Raw genomic sequence first — 21,621 nt, 5'->3', positions numbered from 1 at the left:
GGATTCAGGGCACTTCGAAGAAACGACGCGGGACGTCCAGGAGCATCGTGGTGATCTGCTTCTCGGTCACGCCCCGCTCGCGCACGTAGGGCAGGACGTCCTCACCGAGGTGCAGGTAGTGCCACTGGGGCAGGAACGGCATCACGTTCGGGTCGATCCAGTCGATGTAGCAGGCCGCGTCCTGCGACAGCACCATGCGGTCGGCGTAGCCGCGGCGGCACATCTCCACGAGCGTGTCGGCGCGCGCCTCGAAGGTGGTGCCCGTGTTGAGGCCGAACCGGTCCATGCCAAGGACGAATCCGGCGTCGGCGAGCTCGGCGAGCTGGTCGCAGTCGGTGGTGTCGCCGCTGTGCCCGAGGACGATCCGGGACGGCTCGACGCCTTCCTCGTCGCACATCACCCGCTTGACCAGGGCTCCGGTCCGGGAGCCCGGGTGGGTGTGCACGGTGATCGGCGCCCCGGTGAGCCGGTGGGCGCGGGCGACGGCGCGCATCACCCGCTCGACGCCCGGCGTCAGCCCCTCGCGGTCGATCGCGCACTTGAGCATCCCGGCCTTGACGCCGGTGCCGGCTATCCCGTCGGTGAGATCGGTGACGAACATGTCGACCATCGGGTCCGGGATCTCGGTGCCGAGCGTCTCGTTGAGGGCCGGGCCACGGTGACGGAAGTAGGCCGGGACGCTGTCGTAGGTGTAGACCCCGGTCGCCACGATGATGTTGAGCTCCGGGACCTGCTCGGAGATCCGCTGGATCCGCGGGATGTACCGGCCGAGCCCGATCACGGTCGGGTCGACGATCGTCGTGACGCCCTGCGCGGCCAGCGCCCGCAGCTTGGCGACCGCGTCGGCGACCCGCGCCTCCTCGTCGCCCCACTCCTCGGGATGATTCTGCTGGACGTCGGCGGTGAGGACGAAGACATGCTCGTGCATGTAGGTCCGGCCGAGCTCGGAGGTGTCGATGACGCCGCGGACGGTGTTGACGAGGCTCATGCGCGCGGCTCCTTGGTGAAGCTCATGGTGCTCCCGGCTTTCGCACATACCGACCGCCCGGTATGTGCGGGAAACGTATCGCCGGGTCCGTCCGGTGTCAATGGACCTTCCACGACGGGAGATTCGGGGAGGAGACGCCCTGGATATCGCGGCCGCGAGTGCCTGCCCGCCGAGCACCCGCCGGAATCGCCGGCCGGTTCGTCGTCGGTGGAGCGATGACCGCGTCGGCGGTCAGGGACAGGGCGCGTCCGCGTCGGCGGTCGGGGGTTCCCGCCCTGAACCGGGCGGATCGGAACAGGAGGCCGGTTCAGGACAGGGACCCCCTGACGCCAGTGATGATCAATTCGAGGCCGTCGCGGAAGACACGGTCGCGGCGCTCTCCGGACCAGGCGTCGGCGCCGGTTTCACGGGCCTGCTGCTCGATCGTGTAGCCGTTGACGTAGGCCAGGACGGTGTCCACGGCGACGGCGGCCGTGTCCTCGGGGACGCCCGCGGCGGTCAGGGCGGCGATGAGGCCGTGGAAGGCGGCGACGGCCTCACCGCCCGGGTGGCGGAAGGTGGACATGAGGCGCGCGCCGTCGCGGTGGGCCAGCATGACCTCGCGCGCGCCGATCGCGACGCCGCGCAGTCGCTCGTCCCAGGAGCCGTCGAGGGGTGGGGCGGCATCGGCCGGCGGGGTGACCAGGTGCGCGACCATGGCGTCCAGCAGGGCCTGCTTGCTCGGGTAGTGCCGGTACAGCGCGCTTGCTCGCACGCCGAGCCGGCTCGCCAGGAGCCGCATGGTGAGACCGTCCAGGCCGACCTCGTCGAGCAGTTCGATCGCCGCCCGAAGCACCTCGTCACGCCGCTGTCCCATCGAGTCCTCCTGGCGGGGTTGACATCCTGGCTTCGCCTACGTGAACAATGTACACGTGAACGTTGTTCACGTAGGCGAAGGAGGGCGTGATGACCGAGCAAGGCATGGACCGCGGGGACGCGGCGGTGGAGTCCGGCAGGGAGGCGCGGAAAAGGCCGGACCCGGCCGCAGGTGACACGGTGAAGGACTCGCCGCGCACCCGTCACACCGACACCACGCACGAATACGGCGAGGGCCGGGTCCGTTCCGCTGACGCGGTGAGGGACTCGCCGCACCCTCGTCACACCGACGCCGTGCGCGAATACGGCAGGGGTCGGGTCCTTTCCGCCGACGGGACCACGATCGGCTACCGGCAACGTGGCCGCGGTCCCGGGGCGATCCTCCTGCACGGCGGAATGCTGGCATCGCAGCACCTCACGAAGCTTGCCGTCGCCCTGTCGGCCGAATACACCGTCTACGTGCCCGACCGTCGTGGACGTGGGCCGAGCGGGCCCCACGGCGATGACTACGGCGTCGTTCGGGAGGTCGAAGACCTGCGGGCGCTCATCACGGCGACCGGGGCGTCACGGGTCTTCGGTCTGAGCTCGGGCGCGCTCATCGCGCTGCGCACGGCCCTCGTCACCCCCGAGCTTGACCGGATCGCCCTGTACGAGCCTCCGCTGTCCGTCGACGGCTCGGTGCCGACGGACTGGGTGCCGCGCTACGACGACGAGATCGCGGCCGGCAAGCTCGCCTCCGGCCTGGTCACGGTGCTCAAAGGTCTCGGCACCGAACCGCTGTTCGTTCGAGTCCCGCGATTCGTGCTCGCGCCGCTCCTGGCGATCGGCTCGCGGGTACGGCGCGATGTTCCCGAAGGCGAGGTGACGATCGAGGCGCTCGTCCCCACGCAGCACTTCGACATGCGGGTGATCCGGGAGATGGCCGACACGGTCAAGGACTACGCGGCGCTCGATGCGCGGGTTCTGCTGCTCGGCGGCACAAGGAGCCCGGCCTACTTCGGCGTCTCGCTGGACGCGCTCTCCGCCACGCTCCCGCACGCGCGACGTGTCGCGCTCCCGGGCCTGGGGCACTCGGGGCCGGAGGACGATGGAGCCCCCCTCGTCGTGGCCCAGGCCCTGCGTGATTTCTTCGGCGGACGATGACGGGTTCGACGTCGGCGGGGCGGCGGAGACTCCGAGGCTCGCCCAGAGCCTTCGAGCGGCCGGTACGGATCGGACGTCCTCCCCGAGTGATCGATGGCGGGCCCCGCCCCGCCTTGACAGCCCAGGTGACCCTTACGAGACTTGAACGGTAGGTCCTACGCGGTGGGGCGACGCCGGAGCGGCCTTCCGTCCGGCGGTTCTCGTGCAGGCCGGAGTTCGCCGGCGTGAGCCCGCTTCCCCGCTCGCGGTGGTTCCGGCGCCGGTCCGGCCCGATTTCATGGTCGAAGCCATCGCCGCTCACCCCGTGGCCGAGGGCCGGTCGAACCCCTGCCGACCGGACCGTGCACTCCAGAAGCATCGTGGCCCCGAACCGGCGGCGGGGGAGCCGTGCCGGTCGAAGAACCGGGGGGAGACTTCCCGCCGGGCCGTCGCACCCCTCATGCGCCCGCGGTCCGGGCCGCCGATTCTTCGGCCGGCATGAGCCTCCGTGGCCACATACCCGAACGATCGAGAGAAGGGGTGTCTCACATGACCAGCAGTCCCCAGCAGCTTGACATGATCGATCTCGCCGCCGCCGGAGAACTCGCCGCGCAGCTACGGGTCGACTCCATCCGGTCCAGCACGAGCGCGGGATCCGGACACCCCACGTCCAGCATGTCCGCCGCGGATCTCATGGCGGTCCTCATCGGCCGTCACCTGCGCTACGACTGGGACCACCCCGGAAACGACGACAACGATCACCTCATCTTCTCCAAGGGACACGCCTCTCCCCTTCTGTACTCCATGTACAGGGCGGTGGGGGTGGTCTCCGAGGAGGAGCTGATGACGGGATACCGCCGTCAGGGATCACGCCTGCAGGGCCACCCCACCCCCGTCCTGCCGTGGGTCGACGTCGCCACCGGATCCCTCGGCCAGGGACTGCCCGACGGGGTGGGGGTGGCGCTGGCCGGCAAATACCTCGACCGGCTCCCCTACCGGGTGTGGGTCCTGTGCGGGGACAGCGAGATGGCCGAGGGCTCCATCTGGGAGGCCCTCGACAAAGCCTCGTACTACGGGCTGTCCAACCTGATCGCGATCGTGGACGTCAACCGGCTCGGCCAGCGTGGTCCCACCGAACTGCAGTGGGACCTCAGGGCCTACGCCCGCCGCGCCGAAGCGTTCGGCGCACGGGTGCTGATCATCGACGGCCACGACCTCGCCGAAATCGACGAGGCCCTGGCCGTGGCGGCGGACGCGTCCGGAACTCAGCCGACCGTCGTGCTCGCCCGCACCGTCAAGGGGCGCGGATTCTCCGAGGTCGAGAACCAGGAGGGCTGGCACGGCAAGCCTCTCCCCGCCGACATGGCCGACCGCGCCATCGCCGAACTCGGCGGCGAGCGCAGCCTTCTCATCCGCGGGCCGCTGCCCGATCCGGCCGCGCGGACCGAGCCGGCCGCCTCGAGGTCGGAGGCACGCACCTCCGTGCCGATGCCGTCGTATTCGCCGGGGGAGAAGATCGCGACCCGCAAGGCGTACGGAGAGGCGCTCACCGCGCTCGGCGCCGCCCGCCCCGAGGTCGTGGCCCTCGACGGTGAAGTCAGCAACTCCACCTATGCCGACCAGTTCGCCAAGGCCTACCCCGGCCGTTACTTCGAGATGTTCATCGCCGAACAACAACTGGTCGCCGCGGCCGTCGGGCTCGGCGTCCGCCACTACGTCCCCTTCGCGTCGACCTTCGCCGCGTTCTTCACCCGCGCCTACGACTTCATCAGGATGGCCCCGATCTCGCAGGCGAACATCCGCCTCGTCGGCTCCCACGGGGGCGTCGAGATCGGCGCCGACGGGCCGTCCCAGATGGCCCTGGAAGATCTGGCGATGATGCGGGCCGTGCAGGGATCCACCGTGCTGTATCCCAGCGACGCCACGAGCACCGCGGCTCTCGTGCACGCCATGGCCGATCGGCCCGGCGTGGTCTACATGCGGACGACTCGCGGCGCCTACCCCGTCCTCTACAACGCGGCGGAGGCCTTCCCCGTCGGTGGGGCGAAGCTGTTGCGTTCGAGCCCGGCCGATGCCGTGACCCTGATCGGCGCCGGAGTCACCGTGCACGAATGCCTCGCCGCCGCTGATCTCCTCGCCCGTGACGGGATCAACGCCAGGGTCGTCGACCTCTACTCCGTCAAACCCATCGACACCGAAACGCTCCGCGCCGCCGCGACGGCCACGCGTGGCCGGCTCGTGGTGGTCGAGGACCACCACCCCGAAGGCGGAATCGGCTCCGCGGTCGCCGAGGCCCTGTCGGAGGGGGACACGACAGCCACGGGAGCCACAGGGGCACCGCGCATCTCGCATCTGGCCGTTCGTGACCTACCGGGTTCCGGCACCACCGAAGAGCTGCTGGCCACGGCCGGCATCGACGCCCGCCATATCGAGGCCGCCGCCCGCGACCTGCTCGACGACAGGTGACACCCTGGCGACAGCCGGTACGGTCGCCGGATGACGCCGCCGTGGGGATGATGGGCATTGCTCGGCGGTCGGCGGCCGTCAACGCGTCGGATCCGGTCCCGTGGAAGGACACGACATGGCACCTGCACGCAATCGAGTGACGCCGATGGGCGACGTCGAGGCGTTTCCGCTCCGCGGCGCCTGGACGGGCAACCGCGGCATCATCCATTCGGGCAGGCAGATCACCCGCTTTCATGCGAGTGACCTCTGGATCACGTGTGCGCTCGAGTTCCGGGGCCGCCGGCATGAGCAGTGGCAGCCACACCATTACACCTTCCTGTACTTCCATGACGAGGCGGTCTCCTTCGCCGCGGGGCATCGCCCGTGCGCGGAATGCCGCAGGGGCAGCTACACCAGGTACCGCGCCGCCTGGGCGGAAGGGCTCGGGGGCGAGGTGCCGTCGGCCGCGGCGATGAACCGGCGGTTGCACGCCGAGCGGATCGTGCGCGGGACCCATCGCCGGCGCACCCATGCGACCCCCTGGGCCGATCTGCCCGACGGCACGTTCGTCCGGCTCGACGGTTCGGCCGCTCTGGTCGTCGGCGCACAACTGATCGAGTGGACGCGGGAGGGATATCGGGCCCGCCGGGCGCGGCCCACGCGAGGAACCGCGGACGTCATCACGCCGCCCTCGACCGTCGGGGTGTTGCGCGCGGGATACCCGGTCCAGATCGACGACTCCGCGCGCGGGTGATCGTCGGTCGCGTGAGGACGGGCCCCGATCCCGGGGCATCGGCCATGTGCCCGGGATCGGCGGGCTCCCGTTCCTGGTCGATGACGCCTTCGGACGGGGCGCGAGGGCCGCGTCACCCTCCTTCTACTACATGATCTGTAGTAGAAGGAGGGTCCGAGGCACCGGAAGAATCGAGCTATTCTGCTGCATCGGCCGCAGTAAAGGATAGGCATGTGACTTCACCATCGCGTGGACGCCGGGATCGAGGCGACCTGGAGGCCGAGGTGCTCGCCATCCTGGCCCGCGCCGAAACCTCACTGACCTCCGGCGAGGTGGCTCGGCAGCTGGAACGGCCCCTGGCCTACACCACGGTCATGACGGTGCTGAGCCGCCTGCACGACAAGGGGGCGGTCAGCCGCGTCAGAAACGGTCGTGCCTACGCCTACTCCTTCCAGCGTGACGAGGCCGCCCGCCGTGCGGCACAGATGCACCGCCTGCTGGATGCGGGGGAGGACCGGGCACGCGTCCTGGCCCAGTTCGTCGGGGAGCTGGGCCAGGAGGACGAGGCGCTCCTGCAGCAACTCCTGCGCGAGACCGGCGGCTAGCGGCATGCGCATCGAGGTCTACCTGCCGTTGCTCACGTCGATCGTGCTCGGCCTGGCGGCGCCACGCCTGTCGCGGTGGCTGCCGCCGGCCACCGCGACCCGCGCCCTGGTCGCCGCCGCACCGTTGTCGGCGGTGAGCACCGCCTACGTGCTCGCGCTGCTCGCCTGGACCCTCGTCGTGCAGATACCCATGGTCGCGGGGCTCGGCCGCTGGTCCATCCACGTCTGGGACAGCGCCGACCCCGTGCCCTATCCGGTCGCCCTCGCCGCGGCACTCGCCCTCGCGTTCACCGCTCTTCGAGTGGCTCGCACCGTCATCGGGCATCACCGGGCCATGGCTGAGGTCCGCCATATCGCCGAGGGGCTGGACGGCGAGCCGGGTGGGCTGGTCGTGGTCGACGACGTGAGCCCCAAGGCCTTCGCCATCCCGTCCAAACGGGGCGGGCGCGTGGTGGTCTCCACCGGGATGCTGAACGCGCTGACCCCGGCCGAACAGCGCGTCCTGCTGGCCCATGAGCGCACGCACCTCACCCACCGCCATCATCTCTACCGGGCGCTCGCGGACGGGGCCGCCTGCGCCAACCCGTTCCTGACCCGGCTTCCCCGGGCCGTCCGCTACGCCTCCGAACGCTGGGCCGACGAAGAGGCCGCCACCGCCGTGGGTGATCGCGCCCTGGCCGCCCGCGCCCTGGCCCGTGCCGCGCTGGCGTCGGTTCCCCGGGCGGCCCCGGGGGCCGCGATGGGCTATCACCTGGCCGACGTACCCGCACGGGTGCAGGCGCTGCTCCGCCCCCGCCAATCACACCGGCCAGTGGTCATCGCCCTGCTCGTCGGCTTGATCGCCCTCACCCTCTGGGCCTCGTTCAACGCCGGCCACGACACCGAGTCACTGCTGGAACTCGCCGGCTCCCCGACCGCCGCGCCCTGCGCCTCCCACTGCCCGGCCTGAGTCCGTACGGCGCACGGACCGATCGATGGAGCGCGCTCGCCCATCTTGATCCGCACACTGGAGGGACGCCGGGAGTCCCGCCGCTCGAAGACGGCTCCGGTCGCGACAACCCGCCGCCCCCACGGATGAGACCCGAACCGATGCCGTGACACTGCCGGCTCTTGAGGCGGAGATGGCGATGACCTGGGATATCCGCTCCGGGCGGCGACACTTGACCGGTTTCCGTTACCAAATGTTAACCTGGACTTTTGTCCTAGTTTGGGGTAATTTTGGTGATCTACTACTCATCTTGTAGTTGCTGGCGTTGAACACGTTCGGCCTAGCCATCTCCCAAAGAGCACGCCCGTAGGCGTACTCGCGGAGAGGGAGTACAGGACCCATTGAACATGAGCATTTCACAGGGGCCACTCCGTAATGTGGCGGTCATCCTCGCCGGTGGCACCGGGCAGCGGATGGGGCTGGCGATCCCCAAGCAACTGGTGAAGGTCGCCGGCAAGCCGATCATGGAGCACACGCTGCGGGTGTTCCAGAGCTCCCCGCAGATCGACGAGATCATCATCGCGATGGCTCCGGGGTTCGCGGCCGAGGTGGCCGCCATCGTCGCCCGCAGCGGGTGCACCAAGGTGTCCCGTGTGATCGAGGGCGGCGCCACCCGCACCGAGACGACCATCCGCGCGATCAACGCGGTGGCCGCCACCGGCGACGGCGAGGTCAATGTGCTGTTCCACGACGCGGTCCGGCCATTCGTCGATCACCACATCATCGAGGACTGCGTCCGGGCGCTGGAGCGGTACGAGGCGGTCGACGTGGCGATCCCCTCGGTCGACACGATCATCAACGTCGACGACTACCGCGGCACCGTCATCAAGGGTGTTCCCCGTCGTGATCTGCTGCGCCGCGGTCAGACGCCGCAGTGCTTCCGCCTTTCGGTCATCCGTGACGCCTACCGGCTGGCCATGGCCGACCCGGACTTCACGGCAGGCAAGATCTCCGCGACCGACAACTGCAGCATCGTGCTGCGCTACCTGCCCGATGTGCCGATCTTCGTCGTGCCCGGCAGCGAGCAGAACATGAAGATCACCCACCCGGTCGACGTCTTCCTCGCCGACAAGCTGTTCCAGCTCTCGTCCCACAACCCGCCGCCGCCGGGCACCCTGGAGGACTACACCGCCCGGCTGACCGGCAGGACCATCGTGATCTTCGGTGGAAGCTGCGGCATCGGCGCGAACATCGCGGAGCTGACCCGATCCTTCGGCGCCCGGGTCTTCACCTTCTCCCGCTCCACGACCGGCACGTACGTGGAGAACCCCGTCGACATCGAGACCGCCCTGGCCAAGGCCTACGTCGAGACCGGCCGCATCGACTACGTCGTCAACACCGCCGGTGTCCTGCACATCGGCAGGCTCGACGACACCGACGCGGCCGTCATCGAGGAATCGCTGAGGATCAACTACCTCGCCCCGGTCACCATCGCGCGGGCCGCGCTCCCCTACCTGAGGCAGACCGGGGGCCAACTGCTGCTCTACACCTCCAGCAGCTACACGCGCGGACGTTCCGGCTACAGCCTGTACTCCTCGGCCAAGGCCGCCACGGTCAACCTCACCCAGGCGCTGGCGGACGAATGGACCGAGGACGGCGTCCGCGTCAACTGCATCAACCCCGAGCGCACCGCCACCCCCATGCGCAGCCGCGCCTTCGGCGAGGAGCCGGCGGACACGCTGCTGTCGTCCTGCGACGTCGCGCTGACCTCCATCGACGTGCTCATCTCGGATCTCACCGGCCACACCGTCGACATCCGGCGTCAGGACCCCCTGACCAGAGCCGCCCTGACCCCTCAGGTGAGCGCAGCCGCCCTGACCCCCCAAGGCGTCTCGTGAATTCACCCGGCCGCGGCCGATGGACCACCGCCGGGGTCACCGCGGCCTTGGTGCTCTCCTGCCCCGCCACGATGATCGCCGCACTGTGGCCGAACGCCTGGGTCTTCGCCCTCACCGCCGCGATCGGGTACGCCGCCGAGCCGCCGGCCTCCCGCCACGTGGCCGACCTCGTCGAGAGGCTGTCGCAGGTGAGCGCCGGCATCACCCTGCGGTTCGCCATCCGGGAGGTGGCGCTCATCCTGCTGCTGATCCGCCTGGACCAGACGGGTACGGCGAGTTCCGTCATCCTGGTGACGGGATTGCTCGGCCTGCACGTGGTGAGAGGCATCTACTCGATCCCGACGCTCCGGGTGGCCAAGCGGAGACGGCTCCCCCTGGTCACCCGGGGGATCGACCTGTCGGAGCTGGCGATCCCCGACGCGCCGCACCGGTTTTTCACGGTGCACCCCACCAGGACCATGCTTCACCTGGACGTGCCGGTCGTGGCGGGCACGCTGGTCGGCCTTGCGGCCGGGACCTCCTGGCCCGGTCTCGCCGGGCTGGCCATCGCCTACGCACTCGGCCTGGCCGGGGTCGCCCATATGGCCCGTCACGCCCTGCGCAACCGTCACCTCGGCAACGATCAGCGTGCGTTCGACGTCGTCAACCAGCGGCTCGCCGAGCTCGAGCCGGAGGTCGCGCTCTACTTCTCCGGTTCACGGGAGTCGGCGTATCAGGTCAACATGTGGCTGTCCACCCTTGACGACCTGGACCGCCGCACCCTGATCATCTTGCGCGAGCGGGCGATCGTCCCCCTGCTCGGCCCGACCCGGACACCCGTGGTGTGCGTGCCGAAAACGCTGGACATCGTACGGCTCGACCTCTCCGGCCTGCGGTTCGCGCTCTACCCGGCCAACGTCGGCAACAATCTGCACCTGCTGCGGGTGCCCGGCATCCGGTCCGCCTTCATCAACCACGGCGACAGCGACAAACCGGCGAGCTTCAACCCCTTCGCCAAGGCCTACGACGAGGTCTGGGTCGCGGGACCGGCCGGGCGTGAGCGCTACCTGAGCATGCCCACGGGCGTCCGCGACGAGGACATCGTCGAGGTGGGCCGCCCGCAACTCACCTCCATCCGGGTGGGCGCCGCGACGCCCGACCCGATGTTCACCGTGCTGTACGCCCCCACCTGGGAAGGCTGGTCCGACGACCTTCTCCACAGCTCGGTCGCGACGATGGGGCCGAAGATCGTACGGGCGTTGCTCGACCACACACCACCCGTGCGGCTGCTCTACAAGCCGCACCCGCTCACCGGCACCCGGGACGCGCGAGCCACCGAGGCCCATCATGAGATCGTCGCGATGATCGAGCAGGCCAACGCCGCCCGCGTGGCGGGTGGCACGTGGACGGTCGCCGCCGAGCGGGCACGGGAACGCGGCCGCCTCGAGGGCCTCACCCGTCGGCTGGAGGCGCACGCCGGCGACGGGGCCGTCGGCGACGAGGCCCAGATCTCACGCGACACCGGCCGATCCGCTCTCGCCGGCGACGGGCAGGAGGTCGAGGACGCCTGGCACGAGTCGTACTGGCAGGCCGTCGACTGGTGGCGCCACCGCGTCATCACCGGCCCCCGCCCCCATGTGCATGACTGTTTCAACCGCGCGGACCTGCTCATCACCGACATCTCCAGCGTGGCCGGCGACTTCATCGTCAGCGGCAAACCCTTCGCCGTGACGAATGTGGGCGGGTTGGGGGCTACGGAGTTCCGCCGCCTGTTCCCCACCGCCGCGACCGCGGCTTACCTGATCACGCCGGACTGCGCCGAGCTGCCGAAGATTCTGGCGGAGGCCGCCGGCCCCGGACCCGATGTCATGGCCGAACGCCGCCGCGAGCTCAAGAACCACCTGCTGGGCCCCGACGAGCCCGACTCCGTGACGAGGTTCGCCGCGGCCGTCGACGCTCTCATCGCCAGGGATCCCGCCCGTGCCGGCGAGGGGCGATACGTCGCATGAAGGCCGCGAACGCCATGACCTCGGTCCACCGGCGGCTCCCCGGCGACCAGAGGGTCGTCGCCGGCCTGCTCCTGTCCTACCCTCTGATCATCGTCACGGCGCTGTGGCCGGCCGTCTGGCTCTTCACCGTGCTCGTACTGATCAGCTACGTCGCCGAGGCCGCGGCGGTTCGCCACGCGAGCCACGTCTCCGCCACCCTGACCCAGATCGGCCTCGGCCTCACGCTGCGTTCCGTGGTCCGGGAGGCGGCGCTGCTGTTGCTGCTCGCCCGCAGCGCGACGCTGGACACCGGATGGATCGCCGCGGTGGCGATCGGGCTGATGTTCCTGCACGTGATCCGGGCCGCCCATTCATCCGCGGTCATGCTGGTGACCCAGCGGCGACGGATGCCCATGCTCACCCGGGGAATCAACCTGTCGCCGTTGCGCGTCCCCGCCCCGCCGCCGCGGCGGCTCACCAGGCAGCACACCCGGACCATGCTGCACCTGGACGTCCCCGTGGTGGCCGGCGCGCTGATCGGCGCGGTGGCCGGCACGGCGTGGCCGGTCCTCGGCGGGCTTGTCATCGCCTTCGCGGCCGGACTCTCCGCCGTCACCGTCATGACCTGTCACGCCCGGCGCAACCGCCACCTGGGCGACAAAGGGCGGATCCTCCGGATGGTCGCGGACGAGGCCGCGAGGCACCTGCCGGAGGTGGTGCTGTACTTCTCCGGGGCGACCGACTGCATGTACCAGATCAACATGTGGCTTGAGACGCTTGACCGGCTGGAACGCAGCACAATGATCATTCTCCGCGAATCCGCGAACCTCCGCCTTCTCGGCCGGACCACCTCGCCCGTCCTGTGCATCCCGGCCGGCGCCGACATGATGAACTTCCCGATGCCCGACAGCGTGCGCGTCGCGCTGTTCCCGGCGAACGCCGGCAAGAACATCCACATGCTGCGCCTGCCGGACATCCGTTCCGTGTTCATCGGCCACGGAGACAGCGACAAGGCCGCCAGCTTCAATCCGTTCAGCAAGGTCTACGACGAGGTCTGGGTCGCCGGCCCGGCGGGGCGCGAGCGCTACCTGCGCAGCGACGCCGGCGTCCGTGACGAGGACATCGTCGAGGTGGGCCGCCCGCAGCTCGCCTCCATCCAGGTGGGCGTTCCGACGCCCGACCCGATGTTCACCGTCCTGTACGCCCCCACCTGGGAAGGCTGGACGGGGGACGAATTCCACACCTCCGTCGCGACGATGGGGCCGAAGATCGTGCGAACCCTCCTCAACCACACTCCCCACGTACGGCTGCTGTACAAACCGCACCCGATGGCGGGGAAGGACAGCCCGGCCGTACGACGCGCCCACCAGAAGATCGTCTCGATGATCAAAGAGGCCAACAGGGTCCGCGACGCCGGCGGCAAATGGGGCGCCGATCGGGACCAGGCGTACTGGGAGGCCGGTGGCTGGTGGCGGCACCGCGTCATCACCGGCTCCCACCCGCACCTGTACAGCTGCTTCAATCGCGCGGACCTTCTCATCACCGACATCTCGAGCGTGGTGGCCGACTTCATGGCCAGCGGCAAGCCGTACGCGGTGACCAACGGGGCAGGCCTGGCCGATGAGGAGTTCCGGATGCGGAACCCCAGCGCATCGGCGGCGTACCTGCTCAGCCGGGACTGCTCTGAGCTCACCGCGCTGCTCGCGGCGGTCGCCGCCGACGGCGACGACCCCATGGCCGAACGCCGCCGCGAGCTCAAGAACCACCTTCTCGGCCCGGACGCCCCGGACGCCGGCACCCGCTTCGCCCAGGCGATAAACGCGCTCATCAAGACCGAATAGGGCGACTGGCGAGGAGGCCGGGGCCACGGCCGGCGCACCCCGTCGGTCCGGCCGTGGTCCTTCCCCGGCTCGATCGTTCGGGCGAGGGGATCGCCGATGCGGTACGGCGCGTCCACGTGGGTGCCCGACGGGGATGGCTGCCCGTGGTGAACGTCAGTGCTTGACGGCCCGCAGGATGACGAACTTCGCGTCGCTCGTGACGACCTCGCAGTTGCCGAAGAGCCGGCGCAGCTTCGCGTGGTATCCGAGGTGACGATTGCCGATGACCCAGAGTTCGCCCCCGCGGCGTAGCGCGCGGCGTGATCCGGCGAACATGCCCCAGGCCATCGCGTCGCTCGTCGCCTGGTGCGTGTGGAACGGCGGATTGTTCATCACCAGGTCCACCGTCCCCGCCGGAACACCCGACAGGCCGTCGCCCACCAGGAACTCCGCCGCGGCGCCGGTGCCGACGTTCGCCTCGAAGGTGGCTTCCGCCGAGGCCACCGCCTGGTAGGACTCGTCGATGAACAACACCTCGGCTCTGCGGTTGGCCAGCGCTGCGGCCACTCCGATCACCCCGTTGCCGCAGCCCAGGTCCACGATGCGCTCGGGACCACGGCTCAGCGGCAGGTTTCGCAGAAAGAACCTGGTGCCGATGTCGAGGCGGTCGGCGCAGAAGATGCCGGCGTGGTTGGTGACGGTCAGGCCCGAGGCCGCCCCGACTCCGGTGGGCAACGTGTAGCTCCGCGGCCACGGGCTGGGGGTCCGGGGGAGCTGCGGATCCGGCGAGCAGAAGATGAGCCGTGCCTTCTTCTGCGCCAGCGACGTCCGGGTCGGTCCGAGGATCCGCTCGAACAGCTTCAGCGTCGAGGTGTGGATCTCGGTGACCATTCCGGCGCCGACGATGACGGTGCCGGTGTGCACGGAGGGCGCGAGGCGGTGCAGCTGATCCTCCAGGAGCGCGATGCTCTTGGGCACTCGGATCAGCAGCACGTCGATCCGCTCCGGTGGCGTGTCCCTGGTCGACAGGAGCCGCACCACGTCCGCGTCGACCCCGTTGCGCTTCAGGTTGGCCCGGGTCCCCTCCTGGGCGAGGAAGGAGTCGGTGATCTGCGCCGGGCGGTGCTCGGCAAGCGTGGTGGCCAGAGCACCCCACCGGTCGCCCACCACGACCACGGTGCCGGAGAGGTCCGTCGGCTCGCCCTCGACTCCGTCGAGGTGCCGCAGGAGATACTCGTCGGCGGCGTCCCAGGCTCGAAGCGTGTCGCGGGGATCTTCGGGAAAACGGGTGAGATCGAACTCACCTCTTGACGTCGTCAAACGATTCATTATCCCCTCAGGCTAGCCGAGTCCCGCGGCCCGCCGGGTAATCGAGGACGGCACCGCGGATCTTCGTGCCCGGAATCGGCGGTATGAGCCAGATGGTTCCCGGCCGTTCGGCGGAGGCCCTCGCGCCTCGCGATCGGGCGGTTCAGCGGGCGGGAGGACGAACCCGGGGCGATCGAGCAGGTGATCATCGGCCGAATACCGATCGCGTGGACCTCGGCACATCTGTTACCGTCGTTCGCATGAAGCGCGCTGCCATGACGACGACGCCGGAGAGTGTCCCGGCGCGCTGACTGCTGACTTAGTCCGAAGCCCCGGGGCGAGTGCCCCGGGGCTTCGCCGTTCGGTCACTCGCCCAGTATCCGCGAGGAGACCACAATGCATGATCACCGCAAGCTCGGCCGCGAGCTGGGCCTGTTCGACACCGACCCGCTGATCGGCGCGGGACTGCCCTACTGGTTGCCCGACGGCGCGACCGTGCGGCACACCCTGGAGGAGTACATCCGCACCGCAGAGCGGCGGGCGGGCTACCGGCACGTGTACTCGCCCGTGCTGGGCAAGCGGGAGCTGTACGAGATCTCCGGGCACTGGTCCCACTACAGCGAGGACATGTTCCCTCCGATGGATCTCGGGGGAGAGCAGGTCGTCCTGCGGCCGAGCCTCTGTCCCCACCACGCTGTGATCTACCGTTCCCGGGCCCACAGCTACCGCGAGCTGCCCCTGCGGATGGCCGAGCTGGGAGGCATGTACCGCTCCGAGCTGTCGGGCGTGCTCGGCGGGCTGACCCGGGTCCGGGCGATCCAGCTCAACGACGCGCACATCTTCTGCACCCTGGACCAGGTGAGCGAGGAGGCGCGGGCGGCGCTGGAGCTGATCCGCCGGGCGTACGAGGCGCTCGGCATCACCCCGGCCCGCTACCGGCTCTCCCTGCCCGGCCCCGGCGGGAAGTACGTCGCCGCCCCCGAGATGTGGCGGCGGTCCACCGCCCTGCTGACCGACGTTCTCGACCGCTCCGGCCTGCCCTACGAGGCAGCCGAGGGAGAGGCCGCGTTCTACGGGCCCAAGATCGACGTCCAGGTCGCCGACAGTGCCGGCCGGGAGTCCACCCTGTCCACCGTCCAGGTCGACTTCCACCAGCCCGAGCAGTTCGATCTGCACTACATCGGCGCGGACGGCGCGAAACACCGGCCGGTCATGGTCCATCGCAGCATCATCGGCAGTGTGGAGAGGGCCGTCGCGCACCTCATCGAGCAGCACGGCGGCGCCTTCCCCGCCTGGCTCGCCCCCACCCAGCTGGTGATCCTCCCGATCTCCGACGCCGAGCTGCCGAACGCCGAGGCGTTCGCCCGGCGATGCGCCGGCCTCGGGCTGCGGGCCGAGATCGCCGGGCCGGAACGCGGCAGCCTGGGCGCCCGCATCCGGGAGGCCCGCCTCGTGCCCTACCAGGCGGTGATCGGCGCCAAGGAGGCCGCCGACGACCACGTCGCCGTGCGCCTGCGTGACGGACGCCGCCTCGATTCGCGGCCCGCCGCCGAGGTCCTGGCCCGCGTCGGCGCTCTCGTCGGCGCTCACCGCACCGATCTGTGGGACACCGACGGCCGCGTGTAGAGAACGGGCGGCCGTCAAAAGACGCGACCGGCGAGCATCCGGCCGCGAGCGCCGCCCGTTCCCGAACGCCGAACACATGCGACGGCTCATGACTGGCGCGAAATTGGGCCGGATCGGTGTCGATTGCGGGCGGTCCCGTTCGCCGTAGTCGGTGAGGGCGCCGCCACCGGCGCCCTCACCAACTACGAGCCAAGGAAACGACATGCGAAAACTGATGGTGACCACGTTCGTGTCCGTGGACGGCGTCATGCAGGCACCGGGCGGCGGCGACGAGGACCGCGACGGCGGGTTCGAGCACGGCGGCTGGGCCGTACCGCACATCGACCAGCGGTTCATCCAGCTGATGGCCGCGCTGACCAGCAGGGCCGACGCGCTCCTGCTCGGGCGCAGGACCTATGACATCTTCGCCGCCAGCTGGCCGCTGGCCGAGGCCGACGACCCGATCGGGGCGAAGCTGAACGGCGTGCGCAAATACGTCGCGTCGCGGACGCTGGACACCGTGTCGTGGCAGAACTCGACGCTGCTCACCGGCGACGTCACCGAGGCGGTCGGCAGGCTCAAGCAGGGCGTGGGCGGCGAGATCCAGGTCCACGGCAGCGGCGAGCTGATCCAGACGCTCGTCAAGCATGACCTCGTCGACGAGTTCCACCTGCTGGTCTTCCCGGTGCTCATCGGCTCCGGAAAGCGGCTTTTCGCGGGGGGAACCGTCCCGTCCGGCCTCAAGCTGGTCGGCACCACGGCGTTGAGCACCGGTGTCCTCGTCAGCACGTACGAGCGCGATGGCAAGGTTGAGTACGGTGCGATGGGCCCGGAGACCGGTAACTGGTGATCGAGCGAAGCGAGACGGGAAAAGCCATGCCGCAGTACGCGATTCTGATCTACGAGAAGGAGACCCCCGGAGGTGTGGCCGACATCCCGCCCGATGTCATGGAGGCCAACCTGCGCGCCGGGGAGAAGATCGCCGCGATGGGCGCGAGAGTCGTCCACGAGCAGGCGCTGCAGCCCAGCGCGGCCACGCGGACGATCCACAAGGACGGCCTGGTCACCGACGGCCCGTTCATCGAGAGCAAGGAGGTGATCGCCGGGTTCTTCGTGGTGGAGACCACGGACCTCGAAGCGGCGATCGCCATCGGCAAGCTGCTCCCGATCATGGATGGCGCCGTCGAGGTGCGGCCGCTGCTCGCGGAGTGACCTCCGTCCAGCAGGCGGTCGCCGACGCGCACCGTCGCGAGTGGGCCACGGTGCTCGCCGCGACGGTGCGCGTCACCCGCGACCTCGACCTCGCCGAGGAGTGCGTCCAGGACGCGTACGCCGACGCGCTCGACGCCTGGACGCGCGGCGGCGTGCCGGCCAGGCCGGGCGCCTGGCTGACCACCGCGTCCCGGCACAACGCGCTGGACGCCCTGCGCAGGGCCAGAACACTGCGGTCGAAGCTGCACCTGCTGGTGGAACCGGCGGCCGCAGACTCCGATCCTCCCGCCGGTCCGGTGGTTCACGACGACCGGCTGCGGCTGGTCTTCCTGTGCTGTCACCCGGCGCTGGACACCAAGGCTCAGGTCGCGCTCACGCTACGGCTGGTCTGCGGCGTGACGACCCCGGACATCGCGAAGGCGTTCCTGGTATCCGAGACGACCATGGCGGCCCGGATCACCCGGGCGAAGAAGACGATCGCGGCGGCGCGGATCCCCTTCCGAATGCCCGCCCCCGGCGAGCTGCCGGACCGGCTGGACGCGGCCCTCACCACGATCCACCTGCTCTTCACCACCGGCCACACCGCACCGGCGGGACCCGCGCTGACCAAGGACGACATCGCGACGCGCGCGCTCGACCTGGCACGCCTGCTCCTCGACCTGATGCCGGACGAGCGGGAGGTCCGGGGACTGCTCGCGCTGCTCCTGGCCAACCACGCCCGCCGGGCCACCCGTACCACCGCGGGCGGGCGCCTGCTGCCGCTGGAGGAACAGGACCGTTCGGCCTGGGACCGGGAGGCCATCGCCGAGGCGCACGACCTGGTCCTGGGAGCGCTCCGCGGCGGCGATCCCGGCCGGTTCGCCGTGCAGGCCGCCATCGCGGCGCTGCACGCGACCGCGCCGACGTACGGCGACACGGACTGGGACCAGATCCTGGTGCTCTACGACGAGCTGTTGAGAGCGTGGCCGTCGCCGGTGGTCGCGCTCAACCGGGCCGTGGCGGTCGCGATGGTCGACGGGCCGGCGACCGCGCTGGCCGAGGTCGAGGCGCTCGAACACGACCCGAGACTCGCCGGCTACCGCTACCTGCCGGCGATCAAGGCCGACCTGCTGCGCCGGCTGGGCCGGTGGGCCGACGCCGCCGTGGCGTACGAACGGGCGATCACGCTGGCCGACAACGACGCCGAACGGGCCTTCCTCGCCGCCCGGCTCGCATCGGGACCGGCCGGCTGACGGCCGTGCTCGTGGAGGCAGGGGACGGATCACGAAGGTCCGGGGTCGAGCCGGGCCGCTCCGCCTCGCCCGCTGGAAGCCCTGGAGAACCCGGCAGACCAACCGTTGAGGCCCGCTTTCCGCGTGGCGGACACTACACGGTGTGAATGCGATGAATACTCAACGTCATGCGCGTCGACTTCGATCCCGAGGCCATGAGTGGGGCGGCTTTCTTCCGGTTCATGACCTCGGTCGTCGTTCCGCGTCCGATCGCGTGGGTCTCCACCGTCACACCTGACGGAGCGGTGGAGAATCTCGCTCCGCACTCCTTCTTCAGCATCGCCAGCACCGATCCGCCGATCGTGCAGTTCACCTCGATCGGCCGTAAGGACTCCCTGCGCAATGTCGAGGACACCGGAGAGTTCGTCGTCAACTTCTCCTCCGAACCGCTGCTGCACCTGATCAACGCCACCGCCACCGATTTCCCTCGGAACGTCAGCGAGTTCAGCTTCGCGGGAATCGACCGCGAGGCCAGCCGTCATGTGCGGCCGCCCCGGGTGGCCGCCTCTCCCGTCGTCCTGGAGTGCCGTTCACACACCACCCTGCGCATGGGCAACTCCACCCTGGTCTTCGGCAGGGTCTTCCTCGCGGCGGTGCACGAGGAGTACATCGTCAACGGCCGCCCCGATGCCGAGCGGTTGCGCCCGCTGACCAAGCTCGGCAGGGACGAGTGGGGGACGCTGGGCGGGATCCTGCACCTGAACCGCATTCCCTACGAGGAGCCGCATGCCGAATGACCCATCAGGTCCAGGCCTTTCATCCCTTCACTCAGCCCTCCACCCGGGTCGGTGCCATACCGCGCGGCCCGAAGGCCGGGTGCGTCTGGCTCAGGGTTTCGCCCTTGCCGTATGCGTGTCCGTTGATTCCCCAGCCTCCCTCCATCGCCTCGGTGATGACGACCCAGGTCCGGGCGGCCTGGGTCGGGTCGCCTGAGATCGCGGTCACGATCTGGGTGGCATCGGCGACGAGGGCCTTCTGGCCCGCCCGATCGAGGCCGCCGGCCCCGATCGTCACCTGGAGGCGCACGATGCGGGCGGAGCCGGTGCTCGCCGTGTGGATCGCCGTCGACGGCAGGCGGTGAATGTAGACACCCGTGACATCGCGCACCGCCTGCGGAGCCGGTGTGGGAACTCCCTCGGCGCGCATCGCGACCGCCGCGAGCCGTTCGGCGAGCGCGCGGTCGGAGCCCTGGGGGAAAAGGCCGTCCGGCGCGTAGACATCGATGATCGGCATTGCGTTCTCTCCACTTCCGAAGATTATGACGACCATCATAGGTGGGATATGATGGTCGTCATAACCAAGGGGTGATGTGGATGTCCGGCGACGTGAGAGCGCGGATGATCGAGGGCGCGGCCGAGCTGCTCGCCCGCCATGGTGTCCAGGCGACCTCGTTCGGCGAGGTGCTCAAGGCGACCGGCGCACCCCGCGGGTCGATCTATCACCACTTCCCCCGGGGCAAGACACAGCTCATCGAGGAGGCTCTCGATCTTCTGGGAGCTCGGGCGTTCGACCCGATCGAGGAGCATGCCGGCGCGACGGCAGAGGAGATCACCCGGGAGTATCTCGCCATGTGGCGCTCCTTCGTCGGTGGTTTCACGGTGCAGGGCGGCTGCGCGATCCTCGCCGTGACCGTCACGGCGGACTCGGCACAGCTCGTGGATCACGCCGCGGCGGTGTTCCGGACGTGGCGGACCCGGCTCGCCGCCCTCCTCGAAGAGGGCGGACTGGACCATGAGGACGCGGTCGGCTTCTCTGCCACGCTCATCGCCGCCATCGAGGGAGCCGTGGTGTTCGCTCGCGCCGAGCGGAGCATGGACCCGTTCGACCTGATCTCCCGGCAGATGCTCGACCAGGTCGGGCGGCTGAGCCGTGACCGGCGAACCATCTGATCGCGGCCACCAGGCCTTCGGAGCCCGGGTCATACCCTGAAAGCATGACGCCTGTTCGAAGGGGGAGACGTCGTGGACATCGATCTCCGCAAGCTGCGCTACTTCGTGGCCGTGGCCGAGGAACTGCACTTCGGACGCGCCGCCGAGCGGCTGCACATCACGCAGCCGGTGCTCTCCCGGCAGATCCGCGCCCTTGAGCACGAGATCCGTGCGCAGCTGTTCTCCCGGGACAGGCGGTCCACCGCGTTGACGTCCGCCGGGCGCCAGCTGCTGGAGGACGCCCGCCCGCTGCTGGCCTCCGCCGAGGCGCTGCACCGCCGTGTCGAGCGGGCGGCGCGTGGGACGGCGACCTTCACCGTCGGCTTCATGCCCGGAATCACCGTGACCGCCGCGGTCCGGGCCTTCGCCGCCCGGCATCCCGAGCTGAGCGTCGAGGTGGTGCGGACGTCCTGGGACGACCAGACCGAGGTCGTGCACGACGGCCGGGCGGACATCAGCTACGTCAGGATGCCCGTCGACCAGCGCGGCCTGCGACTGCGTGCGCTGTTCAGCGAGCCGCGCGTCGCCGTTCTCTCCACCGATCACCGCCTGGCCGGCAAACAGTCGATCGGCATCGCCGAGCTGGCCGGGGAGCGCATGCTCCAGGACCCCGACACCGTTCCCGAATGGCGCGACCTTCCCGAGCGATCGAGCGCGGAGCGCGCCCGGCCGAGGCCCGCCTTCCACACCGTCGAGGAGAAACTCGAACACGTCGCGGCGGCCCGCGGTGTCATCGTCCTGCCCCTGTCGGTCGCCACCTTCTACATCCGGGCCGACATCGCCCACGTTCCCATCGAGGACATCGGACCCAACCAGGTCTGCCTCGCCTGGAGCGCCGACCGGCGCTCGCCGCTCGTCCGCGAGTTCGCCGCCGTCGCCGCCGAACAGGTGTGACGCGCCCCGTTCCGCCCGAGGCGCGTGATGCCCATAGGGCAT

The 21,621-nt window shown here is 70.0% G+C and carries 19 protein-coding genes; 15 read left to right on the top strand and 4 right to left on the bottom strand.

Annotated features, from left to right (window positions below; translation table 11 throughout):
- Positions 1-4 precede the first annotated feature (4 nt).
- Together DKM19_RS24770 and DKM19_RS24765 are read right to left on the bottom strand one after the other, a co-directional pair.
- Positions 5-988, bottom strand: coding sequence for a phosphotriesterase (locus DKM19_RS24770; RefSeq protein WP_110698806.1), 984 nt, complete (start codon positions 986-988; stop codon positions 5-7).
- A gap of 307 nt (positions 989-1,295) precedes the next feature.
- Positions 1,296-1,844 (bottom strand): TetR/AcrR family transcriptional regulator C-terminal domain-containing protein, encoded by a 549-nt coding sequence (locus DKM19_RS24765; RefSeq protein ID WP_110698805.1) that lies wholly within the window; start codon positions 1,842-1,844, stop codon positions 1,296-1,298.
- 89 nt (positions 1,845-1,933) lie between these two features.
- On the opposite strand from DKM19_RS24765, the gene DKM19_RS24760 reads away from it, so the two are divergent.
- The 8 genes from DKM19_RS24760 (at position 1,934) to DKM19_RS24725 (ending at position 13,382) form a co-directional block, all read left to right on the top strand.
- Entirely contained in the window at positions 1,934-2,986 is a 1,053-nt protein-coding gene (locus tag DKM19_RS24760; RefSeq protein ID WP_204358995.1) for an alpha/beta fold hydrolase, read from the top strand.
- Positions 2,987-3,514: 528 nt separating this feature from the next.
- Positions 3,515-5,431 carry a transketolase gene (locus DKM19_RS24755; protein ID WP_110698804.1) on the top strand — a complete coding sequence of 639 codons (1,917 nt, stop codon included), beginning with the start codon at positions 3,515-3,517 and terminating at the stop codon, positions 5,429-5,431.
- Between the two features lie 115 nt (positions 5,432-5,546).
- On the top strand, positions 5,547-6,164 hold the full coding sequence (locus tag DKM19_RS24750; RefSeq protein ID WP_110698803.1) for a hypothetical protein: 618 nt from the start codon (positions 5,547-5,549) through the stop codon (positions 6,162-6,164).
- A 212-nt stretch (positions 6,165-6,376) separates the two neighbouring features.
- Positions 6,377-6,748: a BlaI/MecI/CopY family transcriptional regulator gene (locus DKM19_RS24745; RefSeq protein ID WP_110698801.1), complete on the top strand. Its 372-nt coding sequence runs from the start codon at positions 6,377-6,379 to the stop codon at positions 6,746-6,748.
- A gap of 4 nt (positions 6,749-6,752) precedes the next feature.
- Positions 6,753-7,697 (top strand): M56 family metallopeptidase, encoded by a 945-nt coding sequence (locus tag DKM19_RS24740; RefSeq protein ID WP_110698799.1) that lies wholly within the window; start codon positions 6,753-6,755, stop codon positions 7,695-7,697.
- 386 nt (positions 7,698-8,083) lie between these two features.
- Positions 8,084-9,574, top strand: a complete 1,491-nt coding sequence (locus DKM19_RS24735) for a bifunctional cytidylyltransferase/SDR family oxidoreductase (protein WP_110698797.1) — start codon at positions 8,084-8,086, stop codon at positions 9,572-9,574.
- Positions 9,571-11,562 (top strand): hypothetical protein, encoded by a 1,992-nt coding sequence (locus DKM19_RS24730; protein ID WP_110698795.1) that lies wholly within the window; start codon positions 9,571-9,573, stop codon positions 11,560-11,562. The genes DKM19_RS24735 and DKM19_RS24730 overlap by 4 nt, the downstream gene beginning before the upstream one ends.
- On the top strand, positions 11,559-13,382 hold the full coding sequence (locus tag DKM19_RS24725) for a hypothetical protein (protein ID WP_110698793.1): 1,824 nt from the start codon (positions 11,559-11,561) through the stop codon (positions 13,380-13,382). The genes DKM19_RS24730 and DKM19_RS24725 overlap by 4 nt, the downstream gene beginning before the upstream one ends.
- A gap of 153 nt (positions 13,383-13,535) precedes the next feature.
- Here DKM19_RS24725 and DKM19_RS24720 read toward each other — a convergent pair whose 3' ends face one another.
- Entirely contained in the window at positions 13,536-14,690 is a 1,155-nt protein-coding gene (locus tag DKM19_RS24720; protein WP_110698791.1) for a methyltransferase, read from the bottom strand.
- Between the two features lie 357 nt (positions 14,691-15,047).
- On the opposite strand from DKM19_RS24720, the gene thrS reads away from it, so the two are divergent.
- From thrS to DKM19_RS24695, 5 genes are all read left to right on the top strand, one after another.
- Positions 15,048-16,295, top strand: a complete 1,248-nt coding sequence (gene thrS, locus DKM19_RS24715) for a threonine--tRNA ligase (protein ID WP_369990620.1) — start codon at positions 15,048-15,050, stop codon at positions 16,293-16,295.
- 202 nt (positions 16,296-16,497) lie between these two features.
- On the top strand, positions 16,498-17,124 hold the full coding sequence (locus tag DKM19_RS24710) for a dihydrofolate reductase family protein (protein ID WP_110698788.1): 627 nt from the start codon (positions 16,498-16,500) through the stop codon (positions 17,122-17,124).
- The gene (locus tag DKM19_RS24705; RefSeq protein WP_204358994.1) at positions 17,121-17,486 is read left to right on the top strand and encodes a YciI family protein; all 366 of its coding nucleotides are present in this window, start codon (positions 17,121-17,123) and stop codon (positions 17,484-17,486) included. The genes DKM19_RS24710 and DKM19_RS24705 overlap by 4 nt, the downstream gene beginning before the upstream one ends.
- Positions 17,483-18,718: an RNA polymerase sigma factor gene (locus DKM19_RS24700; RefSeq protein WP_110698786.1), complete on the top strand. Its 1,236-nt coding sequence runs from the start codon at positions 17,483-17,485 to the stop codon at positions 18,716-18,718. Before DKM19_RS24705 ends, DKM19_RS24700 begins: the two co-directional genes overlap by 4 nt.
- A gap of 167 nt (positions 18,719-18,885) precedes the next feature.
- Positions 18,886-19,494, top strand: coding sequence for a flavin reductase family protein (locus tag DKM19_RS24695; RefSeq protein ID WP_110698784.1), 609 nt, complete (start codon positions 18,886-18,888; stop codon positions 19,492-19,494).
- A gap of 31 nt (positions 19,495-19,525) precedes the next feature.
- Here DKM19_RS24695 and DKM19_RS24690 read toward each other — a convergent pair whose 3' ends face one another.
- On the bottom strand, positions 19,526-19,990 hold the full coding sequence (locus DKM19_RS24690; RefSeq protein ID WP_110698782.1) for a hypothetical protein: 465 nt from the start codon (positions 19,988-19,990) through the stop codon (positions 19,526-19,528).
- 80 nt (positions 19,991-20,070) lie between these two features.
- On the opposite strand from DKM19_RS24690, the gene DKM19_RS24685 reads away from it, so the two are divergent.
- Together DKM19_RS24685 and DKM19_RS24680 are read left to right on the top strand one after the other, a co-directional pair.
- A complete protein-coding gene (locus DKM19_RS24685; RefSeq protein ID WP_110705951.1) occupies positions 20,071-20,646 on the top strand; it encodes a TetR/AcrR family transcriptional regulator in 576 nt (191 codons plus the stop codon).
- Positions 20,647-20,718: 72 nt separating this feature from the next.
- A complete protein-coding gene (locus DKM19_RS24680; protein WP_110698780.1) occupies positions 20,719-21,579 on the top strand; it encodes a LysR family transcriptional regulator in 861 nt (286 codons plus the stop codon).
- Positions 21,580-21,621: the final 42 nt, after the last annotated feature.

Source organism: Streptosporangium sp. 'caverna' (genome assembly GCF_003203775.1).
GTDB lineage: Bacteria > Actinomycetota > Actinomycetes > Streptosporangiales > Streptosporangiaceae > Streptosporangium > Streptosporangium subroseum.
Note: the sequence above shows the minus strand (reverse complement) of the source record. Positions and strands in the feature narration are given on the sequence as shown.

Excerpts from the sequence above, each read along its gene's own strand:
- DKM19_RS24740 (WP_110698799.1), top strand. The coding sequence starts at position 6,753 with ATGCGCATCGAGGTCTACCTGCCGTTGCTCACGTCGATCGTGCTCGGC.
- DKM19_RS24725 (WP_110698793.1), top strand. The coding sequence starts at position 11,559 with ATGAAGGCCGCGAACGCCATGACCTCGGTCCACCGGCGGCTCCCCGGC.
- DKM19_RS24735 (WP_110698797.1), top strand. The coding sequence starts at position 8,084 with ATGAGCATTTCACAGGGGCCACTCCGTAATGTGGCGGTCATCCTCGCC.
- DKM19_RS24720 (WP_110698791.1), bottom strand. The coding sequence starts at position 14,690 with ATGAATCGTTTGACGACGTCAAGAGGTGAGTTCGATCTCACCCGTTTT.
- DKM19_RS24755 (WP_110698804.1), top strand. The coding sequence starts at position 3,515 with ATGACCAGCAGTCCCCAGCAGCTTGACATGATCGATCTCGCCGCCGCC.
- DKM19_RS24765 (WP_110698805.1), bottom strand. The coding sequence starts at position 1,844 with ATGGGACAGCGGCGTGACGAGGTGCTTCGGGCGGCGATCGAACTGCTC.
- DKM19_RS24750 (WP_110698803.1), top strand. The coding sequence starts at position 5,547 with ATGGCACCTGCACGCAATCGAGTGACGCCGATGGGCGACGTCGAGGCG.
- DKM19_RS24770 (WP_110698806.1), bottom strand. The coding sequence starts at position 988 with ATGAGCCTCGTCAACACCGTCCGCGGCGTCATCGACACCTCCGAGCTC.
- DKM19_RS24685 (WP_110705951.1), top strand. The coding sequence starts at position 20,071 with ATGTCCGGCGACGTGAGAGCGCGGATGATCGAGGGCGCGGCCGAGCTG.
- DKM19_RS24690 (WP_110698782.1), bottom strand. The coding sequence starts at position 19,990 with ATGCCGATCATCGATGTCTACGCGCCGGACGGCCTTTTCCCCCAGGGC.
- DKM19_RS24695 (WP_110698784.1), top strand. The coding sequence starts at position 18,886 with ATGCGCGTCGACTTCGATCCCGAGGCCATGAGTGGGGCGGCTTTCTTC.
- DKM19_RS24710 (WP_110698788.1), top strand. The coding sequence starts at position 16,498 with ATGCGAAAACTGATGGTGACCACGTTCGTGTCCGTGGACGGCGTCATG.
- DKM19_RS24760 (WP_204358995.1), top strand. The coding sequence starts at position 1,934 with ATGACCGAGCAAGGCATGGACCGCGGGGACGCGGCGGTGGAGTCCGGC.